General features: G+C 68.6%; 19 protein-coding genes. 14 read left to right on the top strand and 5 right to left on the bottom strand.

Annotated elements, in window-relative coordinates:
* Positions 1 to 127: 127 nt before the first annotated feature.
* The 4 genes from J2728_RS19060 to J2728_RS19045 all read right to left on the bottom strand — a co-directional run bounded on the left by J2728_RS19060 (position 128) and on the right by J2728_RS19045 (position 2,618).
* On the bottom strand, positions 128 to 664 hold the full coding sequence (locus J2728_RS19060; RefSeq protein ID WP_310001694.1) for a TetR family transcriptional regulator: 537 nt from the start codon (positions 662 to 664) through the stop codon (positions 128 to 130).
* A 172-nt stretch (positions 665 to 836) separates the two neighbouring features.
* On the bottom strand, positions 837 to 1,634 hold the full coding sequence (gene proC, locus J2728_RS19055; RefSeq protein WP_310001691.1) for a pyrroline-5-carboxylate reductase: 798 nt from the start codon (positions 1,632 to 1,634) through the stop codon (positions 837 to 839).
* A gap of 88 nt (positions 1,635 to 1,722) precedes the next feature.
* The gene (locus J2728_RS19050; protein WP_310001690.1) at positions 1,723 to 2,229 is read right to left on the bottom strand and encodes a type III secretion system chaperone family protein; all 507 of its coding nucleotides are present in this window, start codon (positions 2,227 to 2,229) and stop codon (positions 1,723 to 1,725) included.
* A 131-nt stretch (positions 2,230 to 2,360) separates the two neighbouring features.
* Positions 2,361 to 2,618 carry an accessory factor UbiK family protein gene (locus J2728_RS19045; protein WP_310001688.1) on the bottom strand — a complete coding sequence of 86 codons (258 nt, stop codon included), beginning with the start codon at positions 2,616 to 2,618 and terminating at the stop codon, positions 2,361 to 2,363.
* Between the two features lie 184 nt (positions 2,619 to 2,802).
* Here J2728_RS19045 and lgt point away from each other — a divergent pair, with 184 nt between their 5' ends.
* The 11 genes from lgt to J2728_RS18990 all read left to right on the top strand — a co-directional run bounded on the left by lgt (position 2,803) and on the right by J2728_RS18990 (position 12,629).
* Positions 2,803 to 3,693 carry a prolipoprotein diacylglyceryl transferase gene (gene lgt, locus J2728_RS19040; RefSeq protein ID WP_310001687.1) on the top strand — a complete coding sequence of 297 codons (891 nt, stop codon included), beginning with the start codon at positions 2,803 to 2,805 and terminating at the stop codon, positions 3,691 to 3,693.
* 4 nt (positions 3,694 to 3,697) lie between these two features.
* A complete protein-coding gene (locus J2728_RS19035; protein ID WP_310001685.1) occupies positions 3,698 to 4,849 on the top strand; it encodes a class I SAM-dependent methyltransferase in 1,152 nt (383 codons plus the stop codon).
* Positions 4,846 to 5,634 (top strand): peptidoglycan editing factor PgeF, encoded by a 789-nt coding sequence (gene pgeF, locus J2728_RS19030; RefSeq protein WP_310001683.1) that lies wholly within the window; start codon positions 4,846 to 4,848, stop codon positions 5,632 to 5,634. The genes J2728_RS19035 and pgeF overlap by 4 nt, the downstream gene beginning before the upstream one ends.
* Positions 5,635 to 5,761: 127 nt before the next feature.
* Positions 5,762 to 6,700, top strand: coding sequence for a ribose-phosphate pyrophosphokinase (locus tag J2728_RS19025; protein WP_066686546.1), 939 nt, complete (start codon positions 5,762 to 5,764; stop codon positions 6,698 to 6,700).
* Between the two features lie 157 nt (positions 6,701 to 6,857).
* Entirely contained in the window at positions 6,858 to 7,934 is a 1,077-nt protein-coding gene (locus J2728_RS19020; protein ID WP_310001682.1) for a hypothetical protein, read from the top strand.
* Positions 7,935 to 8,089: 155 nt separating this feature from the next.
* Positions 8,090 to 8,689, top strand: a complete 600-nt coding sequence (locus tag J2728_RS19015) for a 50S ribosomal protein L25/general stress protein Ctc (protein ID WP_310001681.1) — start codon at positions 8,090 to 8,092, stop codon at positions 8,687 to 8,689.
* 89 nt (positions 8,690 to 8,778) lie between these two features.
* On the top strand, positions 8,779 to 9,399 hold the full coding sequence (gene pth / locus J2728_RS19010; RefSeq protein WP_310001680.1) for an aminoacyl-tRNA hydrolase: 621 nt from the start codon (positions 8,779 to 8,781) through the stop codon (positions 9,397 to 9,399).
* A 31-nt stretch (positions 9,400 to 9,430) separates the two neighbouring features.
* A complete protein-coding gene (locus J2728_RS19005) occupies positions 9,431 to 10,183 on the top strand; it encodes a hypothetical protein (RefSeq protein WP_310001678.1) in 753 nt (250 codons plus the stop codon).
* Between the two features lie 126 nt (positions 10,184 to 10,309).
* Positions 10,310 to 11,158 carry an alpha/beta fold hydrolase gene (locus J2728_RS19000; protein ID WP_310001677.1) on the top strand — a complete coding sequence of 283 codons (849 nt, stop codon included), beginning with the start codon at positions 10,310 to 10,312 and terminating at the stop codon, positions 11,156 to 11,158.
* Positions 11,155 to 12,240 carry a sensor histidine kinase gene (locus J2728_RS18995; protein WP_310001676.1) on the top strand — a complete coding sequence of 362 codons (1,086 nt, stop codon included), beginning with the start codon at positions 11,155 to 11,157 and terminating at the stop codon, positions 12,238 to 12,240. The genes J2728_RS19000 and J2728_RS18995 overlap by 4 nt, the downstream gene beginning before the upstream one ends.
* Positions 12,240 to 12,629 (top strand): response regulator, encoded by a 390-nt coding sequence (locus J2728_RS18990; protein ID WP_310001675.1) that lies wholly within the window; start codon positions 12,240 to 12,242, stop codon positions 12,627 to 12,629. Before J2728_RS18995 ends, J2728_RS18990 begins: the two co-directional genes overlap by 1 nt.
* On the opposite strand, the gene J2728_RS18985 is transcribed toward J2728_RS18990, so the two are convergent.
* Positions 12,626 to 13,456, bottom strand: coding sequence for a pirin family protein (locus J2728_RS18985; RefSeq protein WP_310001674.1), 831 nt, complete (start codon positions 13,454 to 13,456; stop codon positions 12,626 to 12,628). The two genes, J2728_RS18990 and J2728_RS18985, sit on opposite strands and share 4 nt — an antisense overlap.
* Before the next feature lie 123 nt (positions 13,457 to 13,579).
* Between J2728_RS18985 and ychF the strand changes: the two genes are divergently transcribed.
* The 3 genes from ychF (at position 13,580) to J2728_RS18970 (ending at position 16,117) form a co-directional block, all read left to right on the top strand.
* Entirely contained in the window at positions 13,580 to 14,680 is a 1,101-nt protein-coding gene (gene ychF / locus J2728_RS18980) for a redox-regulated ATPase YchF (RefSeq protein ID WP_310001673.1), read from the top strand.
* Between the two features lie 64 nt (positions 14,681 to 14,744).
* On the top strand, positions 14,745 to 15,440 hold the full coding sequence (locus J2728_RS18975; RefSeq protein WP_310001671.1) for a dienelactone hydrolase family protein: 696 nt from the start codon (positions 14,745 to 14,747) through the stop codon (positions 15,438 to 15,440).
* A complete protein-coding gene (locus J2728_RS18970; protein WP_310001669.1) occupies positions 15,440 to 16,117 on the top strand; it encodes a dienelactone hydrolase family protein in 678 nt (225 codons plus the stop codon). The genes J2728_RS18975 and J2728_RS18970 overlap by 1 nt, the downstream gene beginning before the upstream one ends.
* The last annotated feature ends 5 nt before the right edge of the window (positions 16,118 to 16,122 follow it).

Raw genomic sequence — 16,122 nt, 5'->3', positions numbered from 1 at the left:
TCCTCCCCCTCGCGGGGGAGGTGTCGACTCGAAGAGACGACGGAGGGGGAAGAGGCAAGGTCAGCCACACTTCCCCCTCCGGTCCTTCGGACCACCTCCCCCGCTAGGGGGAGGATTTATACTGTCCCTAAAACCCCGCCCCGATCATGCCGAGCCGCTGGGCCATCTGCTTCAGGCGCTTGTCGAGCTCGGCCATGGTGCGGTTCAGCGCGGCGTCGTCCTCGCGCCAGACCTGGACCACGCGCCCCCAGACGACGGCCATGGCCAGCAGGCGCGGCGGGGTGGCGGGGACGCCGGCGGCTTCCAGCAGGGCGCGGGCGATCAGCGGGAAGCGCGCCGCGGCGATCACGGGCCCTTGAGCCTTGGCGATGCCGAGCAGCGCCGTGCGATGCGGCTCCATCGCTTCCAGCCGCGCCATGACCGCGTCGAACAGACGGTCCTGGGCGTTGGAGCCTTGCGGATAGTCGATCGCCAGCGCCGCGCGGTCGAAACGCTCGGACACGCGAGCGAGCACGGCGAGGCGGCTATTGGCCTTGGCGTAGAGCTCCGGGAACGGCACCTCCGCCTTCACCGCGATGTCGCGCAGCGAGACGGTGGGCCAGGGCTGATCGGCGGCGAGGGCCAGGGCGGCGTCGGCGGCGCGGTCGAGGATGTCGTCGGTCATGCCGACTCAGATGAGCCGAAGATCGCCCTGAAACAACCCCTCTCCCCGAGGGAGAGGAGGGACCCGCCGCGTAGCGGCGGGAGGTGAGGGGTTTTTGCGGCGAGAGCGTATCCCCTCACCCTCCCACGCCTGCGGCGCGGGCCCCGCCCTCTCCCTCTGGGAGAGGGTTTCTCTAGCCCCCCAGCTCCTTCGACCGCGCCACCGCCGCGGCCAGCGCCTTGGGCAGCAGGTCGCCAAACCCGCCCTCGCCCATCAGCACGTCAAGCGCCGCGGCGGTGGTGCCGCCGGGGGACGTGACCTGCTTGCGAAGTTCCGCCGGCTCCTCGCCGCTCTGCTCCATCAGGGCGGCGGCGCCGATGATGGTGGCGCGGGCGAGGCGGGCGCTTTCGACGGGATCCAGGCCCTGGGCGGCGCCGGCGGCCTCCAGCGCCTCCACGAAGGCGTAGAGATAGGCCGGGGCCGAGCCGGAGACGGCGGTGGCCGCGTGCATCAGGTCTTCGTTCGGCAACACCGAGACGGCGGCGACCGGATCGAACAGGGCCTTGGCGCGGGCCAGGGCCTCGGCGTCCTCGGCGTAGAGGCTGGCCGCGCCGCGGCCGATGGCGACGGCGGTGGTCGGCATGACCCGCGCCACGCGCCGGCCGTCGAAGGCTTCGGAGATGTCGGCGGCGCGGACGCCGGCGGCGATCGAGACGATCACGGCGTCGGGCGCCAAGTGCGGGACCACGTCCTTGACCGCCTCGCGCCAGACCTGCGGCTTCACCGCCAGCAAGACGGTCTTGGCCGCGCCGAGCGCCTCCAGCGGCGGATTGACGATCGCCCCCCGGACGGCGGCGGCCTCGATGTGCGGGTCACGCACGATCAGATCGACGGCCGTGAAGGCGCCGGCCTCGCGCCAGCCCTGGATCAGCGCGCCGCCCATGCGTCCAGCGCCCAGAAGAAGGATGGGGGTGAGGAGGATGGGGGTCATGACGGGTCTCCCTCGCGGACGCGGAAACCCCTCATCCGACCTGCTTGCCGGGCTACCTTCTCTCGCAAGGGGAGAAGGATTTAAAGCCCTAAGCTTGGCCGACCGTCTCGAACATGCAGGCGGCCATCGCCTGGTCCGGGGTCTTGGCGCCGTGCAGCAGGAAGTCGAAAGCCGGATAGAAGCGGTCGGCCGCCTCCACCGCCGCGTCGATCATCGAGGCGGCCTGAGCCATGGTCGGGCGCTCGCCGGCCGGCAGGGCCAGGGCGTGGCGGAACACGACCTCGCCGTCCTCGGTCCAGACCTCGAAGTGGCCCAGCCAGACGCGCTGGTTGATCAGGGCCAGCAATTCGTAGGCGTTGGTCCGCTTGGACTTGGTCGCGCGCAGATCCAGGGACAGGCACAGCTGCAGGCAGTCGGCCTCGGGCCGCCAGGCGAACCACAGCTCGTAGTCCTTCCAGTCGCCTTTCAGCGCGAAGGCCAGGTCGCCGTCTTCGGTGCGGTCAAAGGTGAGGTTTTCGGCCGACAGCACATGCTCGATCACCTCGAGGGGATCGAGAGCCATCAGGACGTCGTCTTCTTCCGGTTGGGTGTCCATGAGAATCCTGCGTCCCCGCCAGCGCGGGCGGGGGTGAGCCCCGCCTTGATTCGCTCACGTACCGACGACACTAATCTGCTTCGCGGCGTTCGTCTCAACTCGCTTCACGCCGTGGGCGAGCGACAAACGGCCTATTCGCCCGTCGCCGCGCTCTTCTTGGCCGGGGCTTTCTTGGCCGCCTTCAGGCCGGCGATCTCTTCGCGCAGCGCGGCGACCTCGGCCTTCAGCGCTTCGAAATCGTCCCGGCGGATCAGGTCGAACTCAGCCGCCAGCCTGTCAGCCTGGGCCCGCATCGCGGACTTGGCTTCCTCGCCCGCCGTCTGGGCGATGCCCATGGCCGCCTGGGTCAGCTTGGCGAATTCGTCGAGGATCGGGTTCTGGCTGTGCATCGGCTTTCCACGCGCCCGCGGATGGGCGAGCCCTACTTATATGGGAAACAAGGGATGAAAGCGAAGAGCCAACGACTCCTTAGGCGTCGCGCCAGGCGCGACGCCTAAGCGGCGAAACCGCTCACACTTTCGCCTGACGCGCTTTATACGGTGCGACGATCTGTCCCGAGCGGAGCCCGAGCGCGTGATCTTCCCCGACATTGATCCGGTGGTTCATATCGGCCCTTGGGCCCTGCAGTGGGGCCCGCTGGCCCTGCGCTGGTACGCCTTGGCCTATGTGGCGGGCATCCTGCTGGGCTGGCGCTACGCGGTGCGGCTGGTAAGGACCCCCAGCCTGTGGGGCGGTCGGACGCCGACCGCCACGCCGCCGCAGATCGACGACCTGGTGCTCTGGATCACCCTGGGCATCATCCTGGGCGGGCGCCTGGGCTACATCCTCTTCTACATGCTGCCCAACGCGGCCCAGCGAACCTGGCTGATGGCCAATCCCCTGGACGTGCTCAAGATTTGGGAAGGCGGCATGTCCTTCCACGGCGGCTTCCTGGGCGTCTGCGCCGCGATCGCCCTGTTCGCCCGCCAGCAGAAGATCGACATGCTGAAGCTGGGCGACCTGGTGGCGCCCGTCGCCCCGATCGGCATCTTCTTCGGCCGCGTCGCCAACTTCATCAATGGCGAGCTGTGGGGCCGGGTCACCGAGAGCCCCCTCGGGATCGTCTTCTGCAACGACACGATCCGCGCCGCCCATCCGCAAGGGATCTGCCCCGCGGGCGAGCTGCCGCGTCATCCCAGCCAGCTCTACGAGGCGGGGCTGGAGGGCCTGCTGCTGTTCGCGATCCTGGCCTTCGCCATCTATCGGCTGAAGTGGCTGCAACGACGCGGCGCGATCGTCGCGACCTTCCTTCTGGCCTATGGCCTGTTCCGCCTGTCGCTGGAGAACGTGCGCAATCCCGACATCGGCATGCCCGACTTCCCCTTCGGCCTGACCATGGGGATGATGCTGTCGGCGCCGATGATCCTGGTTGGCGGCTGGCTGCTGTGGCGGTCGCTGCGCGCGCCCGCCGAGACCACCGCCTGACGTCATGAGCCTGCTGGACCGCCTCAAGGCCCAGATCGCCCAGGACGGGCCGATCGGCGGGCCCGAGTTCTTCACCCGCTGCCTGCACGATCCGCGCGACGGCTACTACGCCACGCGTCCGGGCCTGGGCGCGGGCGGAGACTTCGTGACCGCCCCCCTGGTCAGCCAGATGTTCGGCGAGCTGATCAGCCTCTGGGCGATCGAGACCTGGACCCGCATGGGCCGCCCCGCCCCGTTCCGCCTCGTGGAGATGGGGCCCGGCGACGGCACGCTGATGGGCGACCTGCTGCGCGCCGCGCGCGTGGCGCCGGACTTTCTGGAGGCCGCCGACGTCTGGCTGGTCGAGGTCTCCGAACCCCTAAAGGCCAAGCAGGCCGAGCGACTGGGCGAGCGTCCCCGCTGGGCCTCGCGCCTCGACGAGGTTCCCGCCGGCGCGCCGATGATCCTGGTCGCCAACGAGCTGCTGGACTGCCTGCCCGCTCGCCAGTTCGTCCGGACGAAGGACGGCTGGTCAGAGCGGGTGATCGGGCTGGGCGAGGATGGCGAGTTGGCGTTTGGGCTGCGCCCCCTCAATCCTCCCCCCAGAGGGGGAGGCGGTCGCGGAGCGACCGGAGGGGGAAGTCCTGCTGCTCTTGCCCCTTCCCCCTCCGACGCTTCGCGTCACCTCCCCCCCGAGGGGGAGGATTTTCCCGTCGGCGCGGTCGTCGAGACCTCCCCCGCTCAAGCCGCCCTGGCCTCGGACATCGCCCACCGCCTCGTGACCGACGGCGGCGCGGCGCTGCTGATCGACTATGGCCGGGCCCAGCCCGAGGCCGGCGACACGCTGCAGGCGGTTCAGAACCACCAGAAGGTCGACCCGCTGAAGACCGCGGGCCTGGCGGACCTGACCGTCTGGGCCGACTTCCCGTCGGTGGTCGCCGCCGCGCGCGACACCGGGGCCAAGGCTGGGCCGATCCTGACGCAAGGCCAGTTCCTGGTGGCGCTGGGGATCCTCGACCGCGCCGAGGCGCTCGCGGCCCGCCGGCCCGAGAAGACCGACCAGATCGGAAGACAGCTTGATCGTCTGGTCGGCGAGGCGCAGATGGGAACGCTGTTCAAGGTGGCGTGCCTGTGCGCGCCCGACCTTTCGCCCCCCCTCTTCGAGGACGCGACATGACCCACGCTCACGACCTGCCCACCGTCCAGTCGCCGCTGCTGTCCAGCCTGCCGGGCGTCAAGCACGCCTTCTTCACGCGCCAGGGCGGGGTCTCGAAAGGGATCTACGCCAGCCTGAACGTGGGACGCGGCAGTCAGGACGAGCCGGCCGACGTCGAGGAGAACCGCGCCCGCATCGCGCATTGGTTCGGCGGCGGCCCCGAGGACTTGAACGTCTGCTATCAGATCCACTCGACCATCGCGATCACGGCCGACGGCTCGTGGGGCGACGCCCGCCCCCAGGGCGACGCGGTGGTCAGCAAGACCCCCGGCGTGATCTGCGGCGCCATGGCGGCCGACTGCGCGCCGGTGCTGCTGGTCGATCCCGACGCCCGGGTCGTGGCCGCCGCCCACGCCGGCTGGCGCGGGGCGCTGGACGGCGTCGTCCAGGCCGCCGTCGACCGCATGGTCGAACTGGGCGCGAACCCGGCCAACATCACCGGCGTCGTCGGCCCCTGCATCGGCCCCAAGTCCTACGAGGTGGGTGTCGACTTTCTTCACAAGTTCGAGGCCGATTGCCCAGGCTCGGGCCGATTCTTCAAGCCAGGCGTCTCGCAGGACAAGCGCTTCTTCGACCTGCCCGCCTTCGTGCTGGATCGCCTGGAAACCGCCGGCGTCGAGCGCCGCGAATGGGTCGGCCGCGACACGCGGGCGGAGGAAGACTGGTTCTTCTCCAACCGCCGCGCCTTCCTGAACAACGAGGGCGACTACGGCCGCCTGCTGTCGGCGATCATGCTGGAGGCGTGAGGCGCCCGGGCCACGTCCGCGATCGTCCGATCACGGAATCGAAAAAGTCTGGCCGTTAACACTTGTTTCCAGAGCTTCGCCTGCTAGAAGCCCCGGCAACGGCGACCCCCACCCCCGAGATATCCCCATGAAGCTGCTGTCCGGCAACTCCAACCGCCCGCTGTCCCAGGCGATCGCGGAATATCTCGACATGCCGCTGACCCGCGCCCAGGTGCGCCGGTTCGCCGACCTCGAGGTGTTCGTCACCATCGACGAGAACGTGCGGGGCGAGGACGTCTTCGTCATCCAGTCGACCAGCTATCCGGCCAACGACAACCTGATGGAGCTCCTGATCTGCATCGACGCCCTGAAGCGCGCGTCGGGCAAGCGGATCACCGCGGTGCTGCCCTATTTCGGCTACGCCCGCCAGGATCGGAAGACCGGCGGCCGCACGCCGATCTCGGCCAAGCTGGTCGCCAATCTGATCACGCGCTCGGGCGCCGACCGCGTGCTGACGATGGACCTGCACGCCGGCCAGATCCAAGGCTTCTTCGACATTCCGACCGATAACCTGCTGCCCTCGCGCCTGATGGCCGACGACATCCGCAAGCATTATCCGATGGGCGATGACCTGATGGTCGTCTCGCCCGACGTCGGCGGCGTGGTGCGCGCCCGCGCCCTGGCCAAGCGCCTGGACGACGCCGACCTCGCCATCGTCGACAAGCGCCGCTCGGGTCCGGGCCAATCGGAAGTCATGAACATCATCGGCGACGTCAAGGACCGCCGCTGCATCCTGTTCGACGACATCGCCGACTCGGCGGGCACGCTGTGCAACGCGGCCCAGGCCCTGATCAATCACGGCGCCAAGTCGGTCAGCGCCTACATCACCCACGGCGTACTGTCGGGCGCGGCCGCCGACCGCGTCGCCAACTCCGTCCTGACCGAGCTGGTGGTCACCGACTCGATCGAGGCCTCGGACCCGGCCAAGGCCTGCCCCAAGATCCGCTACGTCTCGTGCGCCCCGCTGATCGGCGAAGCCATCCGCCGCATCGCCAACGAAGAGTCGGTGTCGAAGCTGTTCGACTAGGGGCGCCCCCTGCGTCATTCGTGGTTAACCGGCGCGCGTCAAAGCGCCCCAAACCCACGGCCACGCTTGTAAAAGCTTGGTTAACGGAGCGACAGTCACAATGTCGCCCGCCCTGGCTGTTATGGGCTCCGCCAAGACCTGATGGGGAAGTTCGAGAATGCGTTCCTTTTCGCGTGCGCGCGTCGTTCTGGCGACGACCGCCGTGGCGTTGACGGCGATCGTCGCCGCCTGCAGCTCCCCGCCGCCGCCGCCGCCTCCTGTCGTCCAGGCCCCGCCTCCGCCGCCGCCGATCACCCTGTCGGCTCAGGTGATCGAGCGCGCCAGCGCGTTCCGCGGCTACATGGCCCGCGCCGCCACCGTGTCGCCGACCTTCCAGAACGGCGACCAGATTCAGGCGTCTCTGAAGGTCGGCGCGGCCTATGAGCCCAAGTCGTTCATGAACGGCGCGGTGGCCTACGCCGCCGTCCTGGCCCTGCAGGATCCCACCTTCGTCGCTTCGGTGCGCGAGGTCGCGGCCTATCCCGCCCAGCGCCAGGAGATGATCAAGAACATCTTCTCCAACCCGTCCTACGCGGCCGTGTTCAAGGGCGCCGACAGCGCCGCGGGCCTGATCATCGACCAGGTCGGCGGTGACGGCCTGAAGGTCTACGGAGCCGGCAAGGCGGTGAAGCAGGCCGCCTACGACGTGCAACGCTCGTCCTGGTCCAAGAGCGCCGTCTCCGACCGCGACGCGCGCCTGGCCTCGGCCAAGACCCTGTCGGCCACCCCAGCCCTGGCCGAAAGCGCCGACATCGCGGTTCTGCAGCAGGCCTCCCTCGGCGGTCAGACCCTGGGCCTGACCCCGCGCGCCGCCCCCGCGCCCTACCAGCCCATCGTGATCCGGGGCCTGGCCGTCGCCGCCCTGGCCGCCCTGGGCGCGGCCGGCGACAACAACCTGGCTTCGATCGACGCCCTCAGCGCCGATTGGGCGACGGCCAACTGCGTGAACATGGCCAAGCTGAACCTCTATCAGTGCCTGGCGGTCTCCAAGCCGCACTACGAGGACATCTTCTGCCTTGGCCAGCACATCCTGATGGACACCGGCGCCTGCATCGCCAAGGGCGCCGGCGCGGCCCTGCCGCCCGAACCGCCGCGCGTGCTGCCGGTCAAGGAATCGATCGCCGTGAAGGGCGCCGGCGCCAACTCACGCAAGGCCAAGACCAGCGCCAAGAAACCGGCCGCCAAAAAAAGCTGATTTTTCACGCCCCGACGTCGAAAGGGCCGGGCGTTGCGTCGCCCGGCCCTTTTGTGTATGTAGCGCGACCCCAAAACGACCGGGCGAGCGTGGCGATACGGCCATAGGCGCTGGGTCACAGACGAGAACATCCGGTTCTCGAGAAAGACAGCCTCATGGCCGAGATCATTCTGAACGTTGAAGTCCGCGACGGCTCCGGCACCGGCGCCGCCCGCGCCACCCGCCGCGAAGGCAAGATCCCCGGCGTCCTGTACGGCGGCGGCAAGGCCCCGGTGAACGTCGCCGTGCGCGCCAACGAATTCCGCAAGTCGCTGTACACCGGCAAGCTGCTCGGCCACCTGGTCACGCTGCAGCACGGCGACGAAAAGCAATCGGTCATCGCCAAGGCCGTCCAGTTCCACCCCGTCACCGACGAGCCGGTCCACTTCGACCTGTACCGCGTCGACGAGCACCAGCTGATCAAGATCGAAGTGCCGGTGCACTTCAAGAACCACGACATCTCGGTCGGCCTGAAGAAGGGCGGCACGCTGGAAGTCATCCGTCACAGCGTCGAGCTGGCCTGCCCGGCCGACCAGATCCCGGAAGAGCTGATCATCGACCTGGCCGAACACGACCTGGGCGACGTCATCCGCATCTCGGAAGTCAAGCTGCCGGCCGGCGTGAAGCCCGCCATGGACCGTGACTTCGTGATCGCCAACGTCAAGGCCTCGTCGGCCGCCCAGTCGGACGCCGGCGACACCACGACCGAAGCCTAATCCGCTCGGTCTTCCGACCGAACCGATTTAAGAGACGGGCGGACCTTCGGGTCCGCCCGTTTTCGTTTGATCTCCAGAGACCCTGAGCGATGCTGATCCTCGCCGGCCTGGGCAATCCCGAGCCCAAGTACGAGAAGAACCGCCACAACGTCGGCTTCATGGCCGTCGACGCCTTGGCGCGGAAGTGGGGCACGGCCCCGTGGCGCGCGCGCTTCCAGGGCCTCGCCTGCGAAGGTCTGGTCAATACGCCCGACGGCCCGGTGAAGCTGCTGCTGCTCAAGCCCAAGACCTATTACAACGAGAGCGGCCGCGCGGTGGGCGAGGCCATGAAGTTCTTCAAGCTGAAACCCGCCGACGTGATCGTCTTCCACGACGAGATCGACATGGCGCCCGGCCGCTTCCGAATGAAGGCTGGCGGCGGCGCGGCGGGCAACAACGGCATCCGCTCGGTGACCAGCCAGGTCGGCGACGCCTTCCGCCGGGGCCGCATCGGCGTGGGCCATCCCGGCCACAAGGACGCGGTCATGCACTACGTGCTGGGCGACTTCCACAAGGTCGAGCACCAGTGGCTGGATCCGATGCTGGACGCCATCGCCGACGCCCTGCCCTTCGCCGCCGTGGGCGACGATGAACGCTACCAGGCCGAGGTCATGCGCCTGGCCCCCGCGCCCAAGGCCGATCCGCGCAAGCCGTCGAAAACCGAAGATTGACGCCGCCGGCGGGGCGAGAGAAGACGCGAGGATGTTCTCGCTTCCGCTGCCGCTGCTCGGCCTGTCGCTGCTGTTCTCGATCGCCCTGTGCGTCCACGTCGTGCGGACGCACCGCGAGATGTACTGGCTATGGATCATCCTCCTGTTCCAGCCGGTCGGCGGGGTCGTCTATCTGGCCGCCGTGATCCTGCCCGAACTGATGGGCGGCAAGGCCGCTCGCACGGTCGGCGCCGCCGCCCGCCAGGCGCTGGACCCGCAGCGCGAGTACCGCGAGGCCGCCAAGGCCGTGGACGACGCGCCAACCGTCGCCAATCGCGTCCGCCTGGCCGTGGCCGCCACGGAACTGGGCAAGCACGCCGAGGCCGAGCGGCTCTACGCCGACAGCCTGACGGGGATGTACGCCGATGATCCGCAGCTTCTGCTGGGGCGCGCCAACGCCCTGATCGAGCTGAACCGCCCGGCCGAAGCCCTGCCGCTCCTGGAAAAGCTGGGCGAAACGCCGAACGCCGGCCGGACACCTCACATCATGCTGGCCCTGGGCCGCGTCTATCAGGCCCTGGCCCGCGACGAGCAGGCCGAGACCGCCCTGCGGTGGGCCGCCGATCACTATCCGGGCTTCGAGGGCGTCGCCCGCTACACCGTGTTCCTGGCCCGCCAGGGCCGCAAGGACGAGGCCCGCGCGCAGCTCGTCGAGATCGACAAGCGCCTGGCCAAGACCCACGCCCATTTCCGCAAGGAAGCCAAGCGCTGGCGGGACTTCGCCGCGAGCGCGGTGGGCGGCTAGCAAACCAGGCCGGACCGCGCTGGCCAGCCGACCGATCGCGTCGGCGCGCGCGTTGACTTCCCTTGTTGTTCGCCCAAAAAGTGCACGGGAAAGCTCTCGCGCCGACTTGAGAGGAGGTCGATCGCTTTGTCGCACGAAGTCGTCAGGCGAGGTCACGCCTCCTCCGAACGCGAAGAGGCCAAGCTCAAGGCGCATGCCTTCAGCGAGATGGGCGCCGGCGAGCCGCCGCTCGTCCTTCTGCACGGCTTTGGCACCGACCAGACGATCTGGGGGAAAATGGCCCCGGAACTCTCCGCCAAGCGGCGCGTGATCCTCTATGACCACATGGGCTCCGGCGCCTCGGACTTCGCCCACTACGATCCGGACCGTTATCGAGGTCTGGAGGGCTACGCCGACGACCTGGTGGAGATCCTGGAGGCGCTGGACCTGCGGGACGTCAGCGTGGCGGGCCATTCGGTCTCGGGGATGATCTCCCTGCTGGCCAGTCTGCGCACCGACCGGATCGGCAGGCTGATCATGATCGGCGCCTCGCCGCGCTACCTGAACGACGGAGCGTACGAGGGCGGCTTCGAGCCCAAGGACGTGGAGGACTTCCTGGGGCTGATGGAACTGGATTTCCAGGGGTGGGCCAGGGCGCTGGCGCCCAGGGTGATGGACCAGCCCGATAATCCCGCCCTGACCCAGGAGCTGGTCTTCAGTTTCAGCCGGGAAAACGCCGAGCTGACGCGCCGTTTCGCGGAGGCGACGTTCATGTCCGATCACCGCGCCGAACTCTCCGAATGCACGGTCCCGGCGGCCATCCTCCAGGCCAAGGCCGACGTGGTCGTACCGCTGGCCGCGGCGCGCTTCCTGGCCGATCACATTCCCCGCGCCCGCCTCGAGATCATGAACGTGCGGGGGCACTATCCCCAACTCAGCGCCCCGGACGTGGTGGTCGACGCGATCGAGCGTTTCCTGGCGGAGACGCCCTCTTGAACACCGGCGGCGACAGGGGGCTGGCCGAGACCGCCCCCGTGGGCCTCTTCGAAACCGACGGCGACATGATCATCCGGGCGGCGAACGCGCGAATGGCCAAGATGGTCGGCCTGTCTCGCGAGGATCTCGTCGGCCGCCCCCTGCGGACCCTGCTCACCCGCTCGTCGCAGTTCGTCTACGCGCTGAAGGTCGAGCACGCCTTGCTGACGGACGGCGTGGCCGAGGAGATCTTCCTCGAACTCGATCATGCCGACGGCAGGTCGCGCGCGGTGCTGCTGACCGTGGCGCCCGACCAGGACAATCCGGATCGACGCCATGGCGCGCTGTTCTCGGCCCCCGAGCGCCGCGCCTACGAGCTTGAGCTGATCGCCGCCCGTCAGGCCGTGGTCGAGAAGATCAACGAGCAGAGCCTGGCCAAGCGCGCCTTGAGGGAAGCCAACGAGCGGCTCGAACAGTTGGTGGCCGAACGCACCGCCGCGCTCGGGCAGCGGGACCTGCTGCTGCGCGAGGTCTATCACCGGGTGAAGAACAACCTCCAGGTCGTCGACGGGCTTCTGTTCATGCGCGCGCGCCAGTTGGGCGACCCCGCCGCCAAGGCCGCGATGGAAGAGATACGCAAACGGGTCTTCGCCCTGGGACTGGTGCATCACCAATTGATGGGCTCGAAGGACCTCAAGACCTTCGATGTCGGGGCCTTCCTCAAGGAGCTGATCGCGCATCTGCGAGCCGACGCGCCCGAGAACGTCGGCCTGGCCCTCGACGTGGCGCCGCTGGCCGTCGATCTCGACTTCGCCGCGCCGCTGGGCCTGCTGGTGACGGAACTCGCCACCAACGCTCTGAAGCACGCCTTTCCGGGGAAATCGGGCGAAATCAGCGTGAGCTTGAGCGCGACGGAAGATGGCGAGGTCTTGCTGCGCGTCGCCGACAACGGGGTCGGCTTGCCCGAGGACTTCCAGAAGCAGAGGACATCCGGACTTTCCATCGTCGATGGGCTCGTCCGACAACTCGGCGGGCGCATCGAAGCGATTCAGACTAAGGGCGTCTGCTGGGAAGCCCGTCTTCCCGCGCCGAGAACCGCATAATGTTGCACCCCAATCGCGTCCTGATCGTCGACGACGAGTTCATCATCACCGAGACGCTGCGCATCTATGTCGAGGACATGGGCCTGGAGGTCTGCGGCACGGCCGCGACCGCCGACAGCGCGCTGGAGATGGCGCACGCCCACCAGCCCTACATCGTGCTGATGGACGTGCGGCTGCAGGGCGAACGCGACGGCATCCAGGCCTCGGAGGACATCAGCCAGCAGGTGGGCTCGAAGGTCATCTTCATCACCGGCTCGCGAGAGCCGGCGACGCTGGAGCGGATCGAGAACCACCATCCCGCGGCGGTGTTGTTCAAGCCTGTCTCGGAAGGCCAGCTTGGCTCGGTGGTCCAGAAGGTGCTGAAGGACGCCCCGCCCGCCGGGACCTAGAAGCGGCCGCGCTGGAAGTCGTCGAACGCCCGCATGAGCCCCTCGCGCGTGTCCATCACGAACGGGCCGTGCCAGAAGACCGGCTCGCCGATCGGACGTCCGGCCAGCAGCAGCACTCGAGAGTCGGTGACCGCCTCGACACGGACCGTGTCGCCCCGCCCGAGGAACACGCCCGACAGCGCGTCCACCGTGTCATGGGCGACGCGGACCTGGCCCTCGTAGACGGCGAGCATGGCGTTGCGGTCGTCGCCGACCGGCTCCTCGAACACCGTCCCCGCGGGCAACACGACGTCGAAGTACAGCGCGTCGACCGCGCCGCCGCCGATCGGGCCCGCCGTGCCAGAGTCGGTCGCGCCGGAGATCACCTTGACCGTGACCCCGCCGTCGCGAGCCTCGACCGGGATGCTGTCGGCCTCGAACTCCTGGTAGCCGGGCGCGCTCATCTTCAGCTTGGCGGGCAGGTTCACCCACAGCTGGAAGCCGCGCATCCGGCCCTCGGCCTGTTCGGGCATCTCGGAGTGGACGATGCCCTTGCCCGCCCGCATCCACTGGATACCGCCCGGCCCGATCACGCCCTCGCGGCCGGTGTTGTCCTTGTGGCGCATCCGGCCTTCCAGCATGTAGGTCACGGTCTCGAAGCCGCGATGCGGGTGGTCGGGGAAGCCGCCCATGTAGTCCGACGCCTGGTCGTTGTCGAAACAGTCCAGCATCAGGAACGGGTCGAACATCTGGGCTTCCGGGGTGCCCAGCATGCGGGTCAGGCGCACGCCGGCGCCGTCCGAGGCGGGCAGGCCTTTGACGATCTTCAGGACAGGTCTAACGCTCATGGCGGGCTCCTTACTCGGCGATCGATATCAGATCTTGTTGCGGTTAGCGCAAGGGGGGCGCGTCGGTTCGCCTTTCGCGGCCATCCGTGCTAAGCGCGCGCCAACGAAATTCATGAGAGTTCCATGGCCCTGAAAGTCGCCATCGTCGGCCTGCCCAACGTCGGCAAGTCCACCCTGTTCAACGCCCTGACCCAGACGGCGGCGGCCCAGGCGGCCAACTACCCGTTCTGCACCATCGAGCCCAACACCGGCGACGTGGCCGTGCCCGAACCGCGCCTGGAGGCTCTGGCCAAGATCTCGGGCTCCAAGGAGATCATCCCGGCCCGGATCACCTTCGTCGACATCGCCGGCCTGGTGCGCGGCGCGTCCAAGGGCGAGGGCCTGGGCAACCAGTTCCTGGCCAACATCCGTGACTGCGACGCCATCGCCTTCGTGGCCCGCTGCTTCGAGGACGACGACATCACCCACGTCGAAGGCCGCATCGACCCGCTCAGCGATCTCGAGATCATCGAGATGGAGCTGATGCTGGCCGACTTGGAAAGCCTGGAGAAGCGCCTGCCGGCCATCGAGAAGAAGGCCAAGACGGGCGGCGACAAGGAAGCCGCCAACACCCTGCGCCTGATCAACCTGGCCCTGGCCCAGCTGCGCGAGGGCCGCCCCGCCCGCGCCGCGACCGTGGACAAGGAGGACGAGAAGGCCTGGCACATGCTGCAGCTGCTGACCTCGCTGCCGGCCCTCTATGTCTGCAACGTCGAGGAAGCCAGCGCCGACAAGGGCAACAAGTACAGCGACCTGGTGGCCGAGCGCGCCGCCCGCGACAACGCCAAGGCCGTGGTCATCTCGGCCCAGATCGAGAGCGAGATCGCCCTGCTGGACGCCGAGGAGCGCACCGAGTTCCTCGAGACCCTGGGCCTCTCCGAGCCGGGCCTGAACCGCCTGATCCGCGAGGCCTACACGCTGCTGGGCCTGCAGACCTACTTCACCGTCGGTCCCAAGGAAGCCCGCGCCTGGACCATCCACGTCGGCGACACCGGCCCGCAGGCGGCCGGCGTCATCCACACCGACTTCGAGAAGGGCTACATCCGCGCCGAAACCATCGCCTTCGACGACTTCATCAAGCTGGGCGGCGAGGCGGGCGCCAAGGAGGCCGGCAAGATGCGGGCCGAGGGCAAGGAGTACGTCGTCAAGGATGGCGACGTGATGCACTTCCGCTTCAACGTCTAGGCGTTCAAGATGTCAGCGGCCGGAGCGGAGACGCCCCGGCCGTTTCTCATTCGGGAGTAGGCGTATGGCCAAGATCATCACCCTGACCGCCGCCCACGACGGCTTTGGCTTCAGCGCCCTGCACGCCGAGCCGGAAGGCCCGCGCCCTCAAGAAAGCAGGAGGGGCGGGGTGATCGTGATCCAGGAGATCTTCGGCCTCGACCAGTACGTTCACGAGGACGTCGCCCGCTGGTCAGCGCGCGGCTTCGAGGTGCTGGCGCCGTCGATGTTCGACCGGGGCGAAAAAGGCTTCACGGCCCTGCATGACGAAGCCGGTTTCGCGCGTGGCAAGGAGCTGGCGCTGGCCAACGGCCCCGACAACGCCATGGGCGACATCCAGGCCTGCATCGACTTTCTGAAGGATCGCGGCCCGGTGTTCCTGGTCGGCTACTGCTACGGCGGGACCATGGCCTGGCTGGCGGCGGCGCGCTGCGAGGGTCTATCCGCGGCCGCCAGCTACTATGGCGGCGGCGTCGCGGGGATGGCCAAGTTCGACCTGAAGGCGCCTGTGATCGTCCACCTGGGCGCCACCGACCCCCACATTCCCGCCGAGGAGGTGAAGGCCGCCATCTGGACGGCGCACCCGGAGGTTCCGGTCCACGTCTACGCGGCCAGCGGCCACGGCTTCAACAACGACGGCCGGCCCGACTCCGATCTGGCCGACGCCGAACTCGCCCGCCAGCGCACGGTCGAGTTCTTCGCGGAACACGGAGCGGCGTGATGGGACAGCGCATCGCCCTGGCCACCCGCGACGGCGCGCCGTTCTCCGCCTGGCATGAGCCGGCCCGGGAGGCTCGGCGCGGCGGCGTCGTCATGCTGCACGCCATCTGGGGCGTCACCCCGCATATCCGCGAGCTGTCGGGTCGGCTGGCCGAGCAGGGCTACGAGGTGATCGCCCCTTCGCTGATCGACGCGGCCGACGCCGACTTCCCCGACCATGACACCCAGCCGGAGATCCTGGACGCGCGCATGGAGATGGGCCGGTTGACCGGGTGGGGCGTCTCGGCCCTGCCGCGGGTGCAAACGGCGATCGAGGCCCTGGAGGGGCCCGTGTTCGCCATGGGCTTCTGCTATGGCGGCACGACGGCCTGGCTAGCCGCCTGCCGCTGCGAGGGCCTCAGCGCCGTGTCGGCCTTCTATGGCGGGGACATCGCCGCCTACAAGGACGAGACGCCCAAGACGCCGACCATCCTGCACTTCGGCAAGACCGACTCGATGATCCCATTGGCCGACGTCGAGGCCATCCGCGAGACTCATCCGGACCTGCCGATCTATCTCTACGAAGCCGGCCACGCCTTCGTCGCCCCCAACGGCCACCACCCCGACAGCGCGCACCTGGCGCTCCTACGGACCTTCCAGCTGTTCCAGCGGTCTGGAGGCGGCAAGGGGGAGGCCTAGAGCCT

The organism is Caulobacter segnis (assembly GCF_031454995.1).
In the GTDB taxonomy this organism is placed as follows: domain Bacteria; phylum Pseudomonadota; class Alphaproteobacteria; order Caulobacterales; family Caulobacteraceae; genus Caulobacter; species Caulobacter segnis_E.
This window is presented reverse-complemented; position numbering and strand designations above follow the sequence as displayed.

Coding starts and splice junctions, on each gene's coding strand:
- J2728_RS19015 (WP_310001681.1), top strand. CDS start 8,090: ATGGCCGAGATCATTCTGAACGTTGAAGTCCGCGACGGCTCCGGCACC.
- J2728_RS19060 (WP_310001694.1), bottom strand. CDS start 664: ATGACCGACGACATCCTCGACCGCGCCGCCGACGCCGCCCTGGCCCTC.
- pth (WP_310001680.1), top strand. CDS start 8,779: ATGCTGATCCTCGCCGGCCTGGGCAATCCCGAGCCCAAGTACGAGAAG.
- J2728_RS19050 (WP_310001690.1), bottom strand. CDS start 2,229: ATGGACACCCAACCGGAAGAAGACGACGTCCTGATGGCTCTCGATCCC.
- J2728_RS19045 (WP_310001688.1), bottom strand. CDS start 2,618: ATGCACAGCCAGAACCCGATCCTCGACGAATTCGCCAAGCTGACCCAG.
- ychF (WP_310001673.1), top strand. CDS start 13,580: ATGGCCCTGAAAGTCGCCATCGTCGGCCTGCCCAACGTCGGCAAGTCC.
- proC (WP_310001691.1), bottom strand. CDS start 1,634: ATGACCCCCATCCTCCTCACCCCCATCCTTCTTCTGGGCGCTGGACGC.
- J2728_RS19005 (WP_310001678.1), top strand. CDS start 9,431: ATGTTCTCGCTTCCGCTGCCGCTGCTCGGCCTGTCGCTGCTGTTCTCG.
- J2728_RS18985 (WP_310001674.1), bottom strand. CDS start 13,456: ATGAGCGTTAGACCTGTCCTGAAGATCGTCAAAGGCCTGCCCGCCTCG.
- J2728_RS18975 (WP_310001671.1), top strand. CDS start 14,745: ATGGCCAAGATCATCACCCTGACCGCCGCCCACGACGGCTTTGGCTTC.
- J2728_RS18970 (WP_310001669.1), top strand. CDS start 15,440: ATGGGACAGCGCATCGCCCTGGCCACCCGCGACGGCGCGCCGTTCTCC.
- pgeF (WP_310001683.1), top strand. CDS start 4,846: ATGACCCACGCTCACGACCTGCCCACCGTCCAGTCGCCGCTGCTGTCC.
- J2728_RS19025 (WP_066686546.1), top strand. CDS start 5,762: ATGAAGCTGCTGTCCGGCAACTCCAACCGCCCGCTGTCCCAGGCGATC.
- J2728_RS18990 (WP_310001675.1), top strand. CDS start 12,240: ATGTTGCACCCCAATCGCGTCCTGATCGTCGACGACGAGTTCATCATC.
- J2728_RS19020 (WP_310001682.1), top strand. CDS start 6,858: ATGCGTTCCTTTTCGCGTGCGCGCGTCGTTCTGGCGACGACCGCCGTG.
- J2728_RS19035 (WP_310001685.1), top strand. CDS start 3,698: ATGAGCCTGCTGGACCGCCTCAAGGCCCAGATCGCCCAGGACGGGCCG.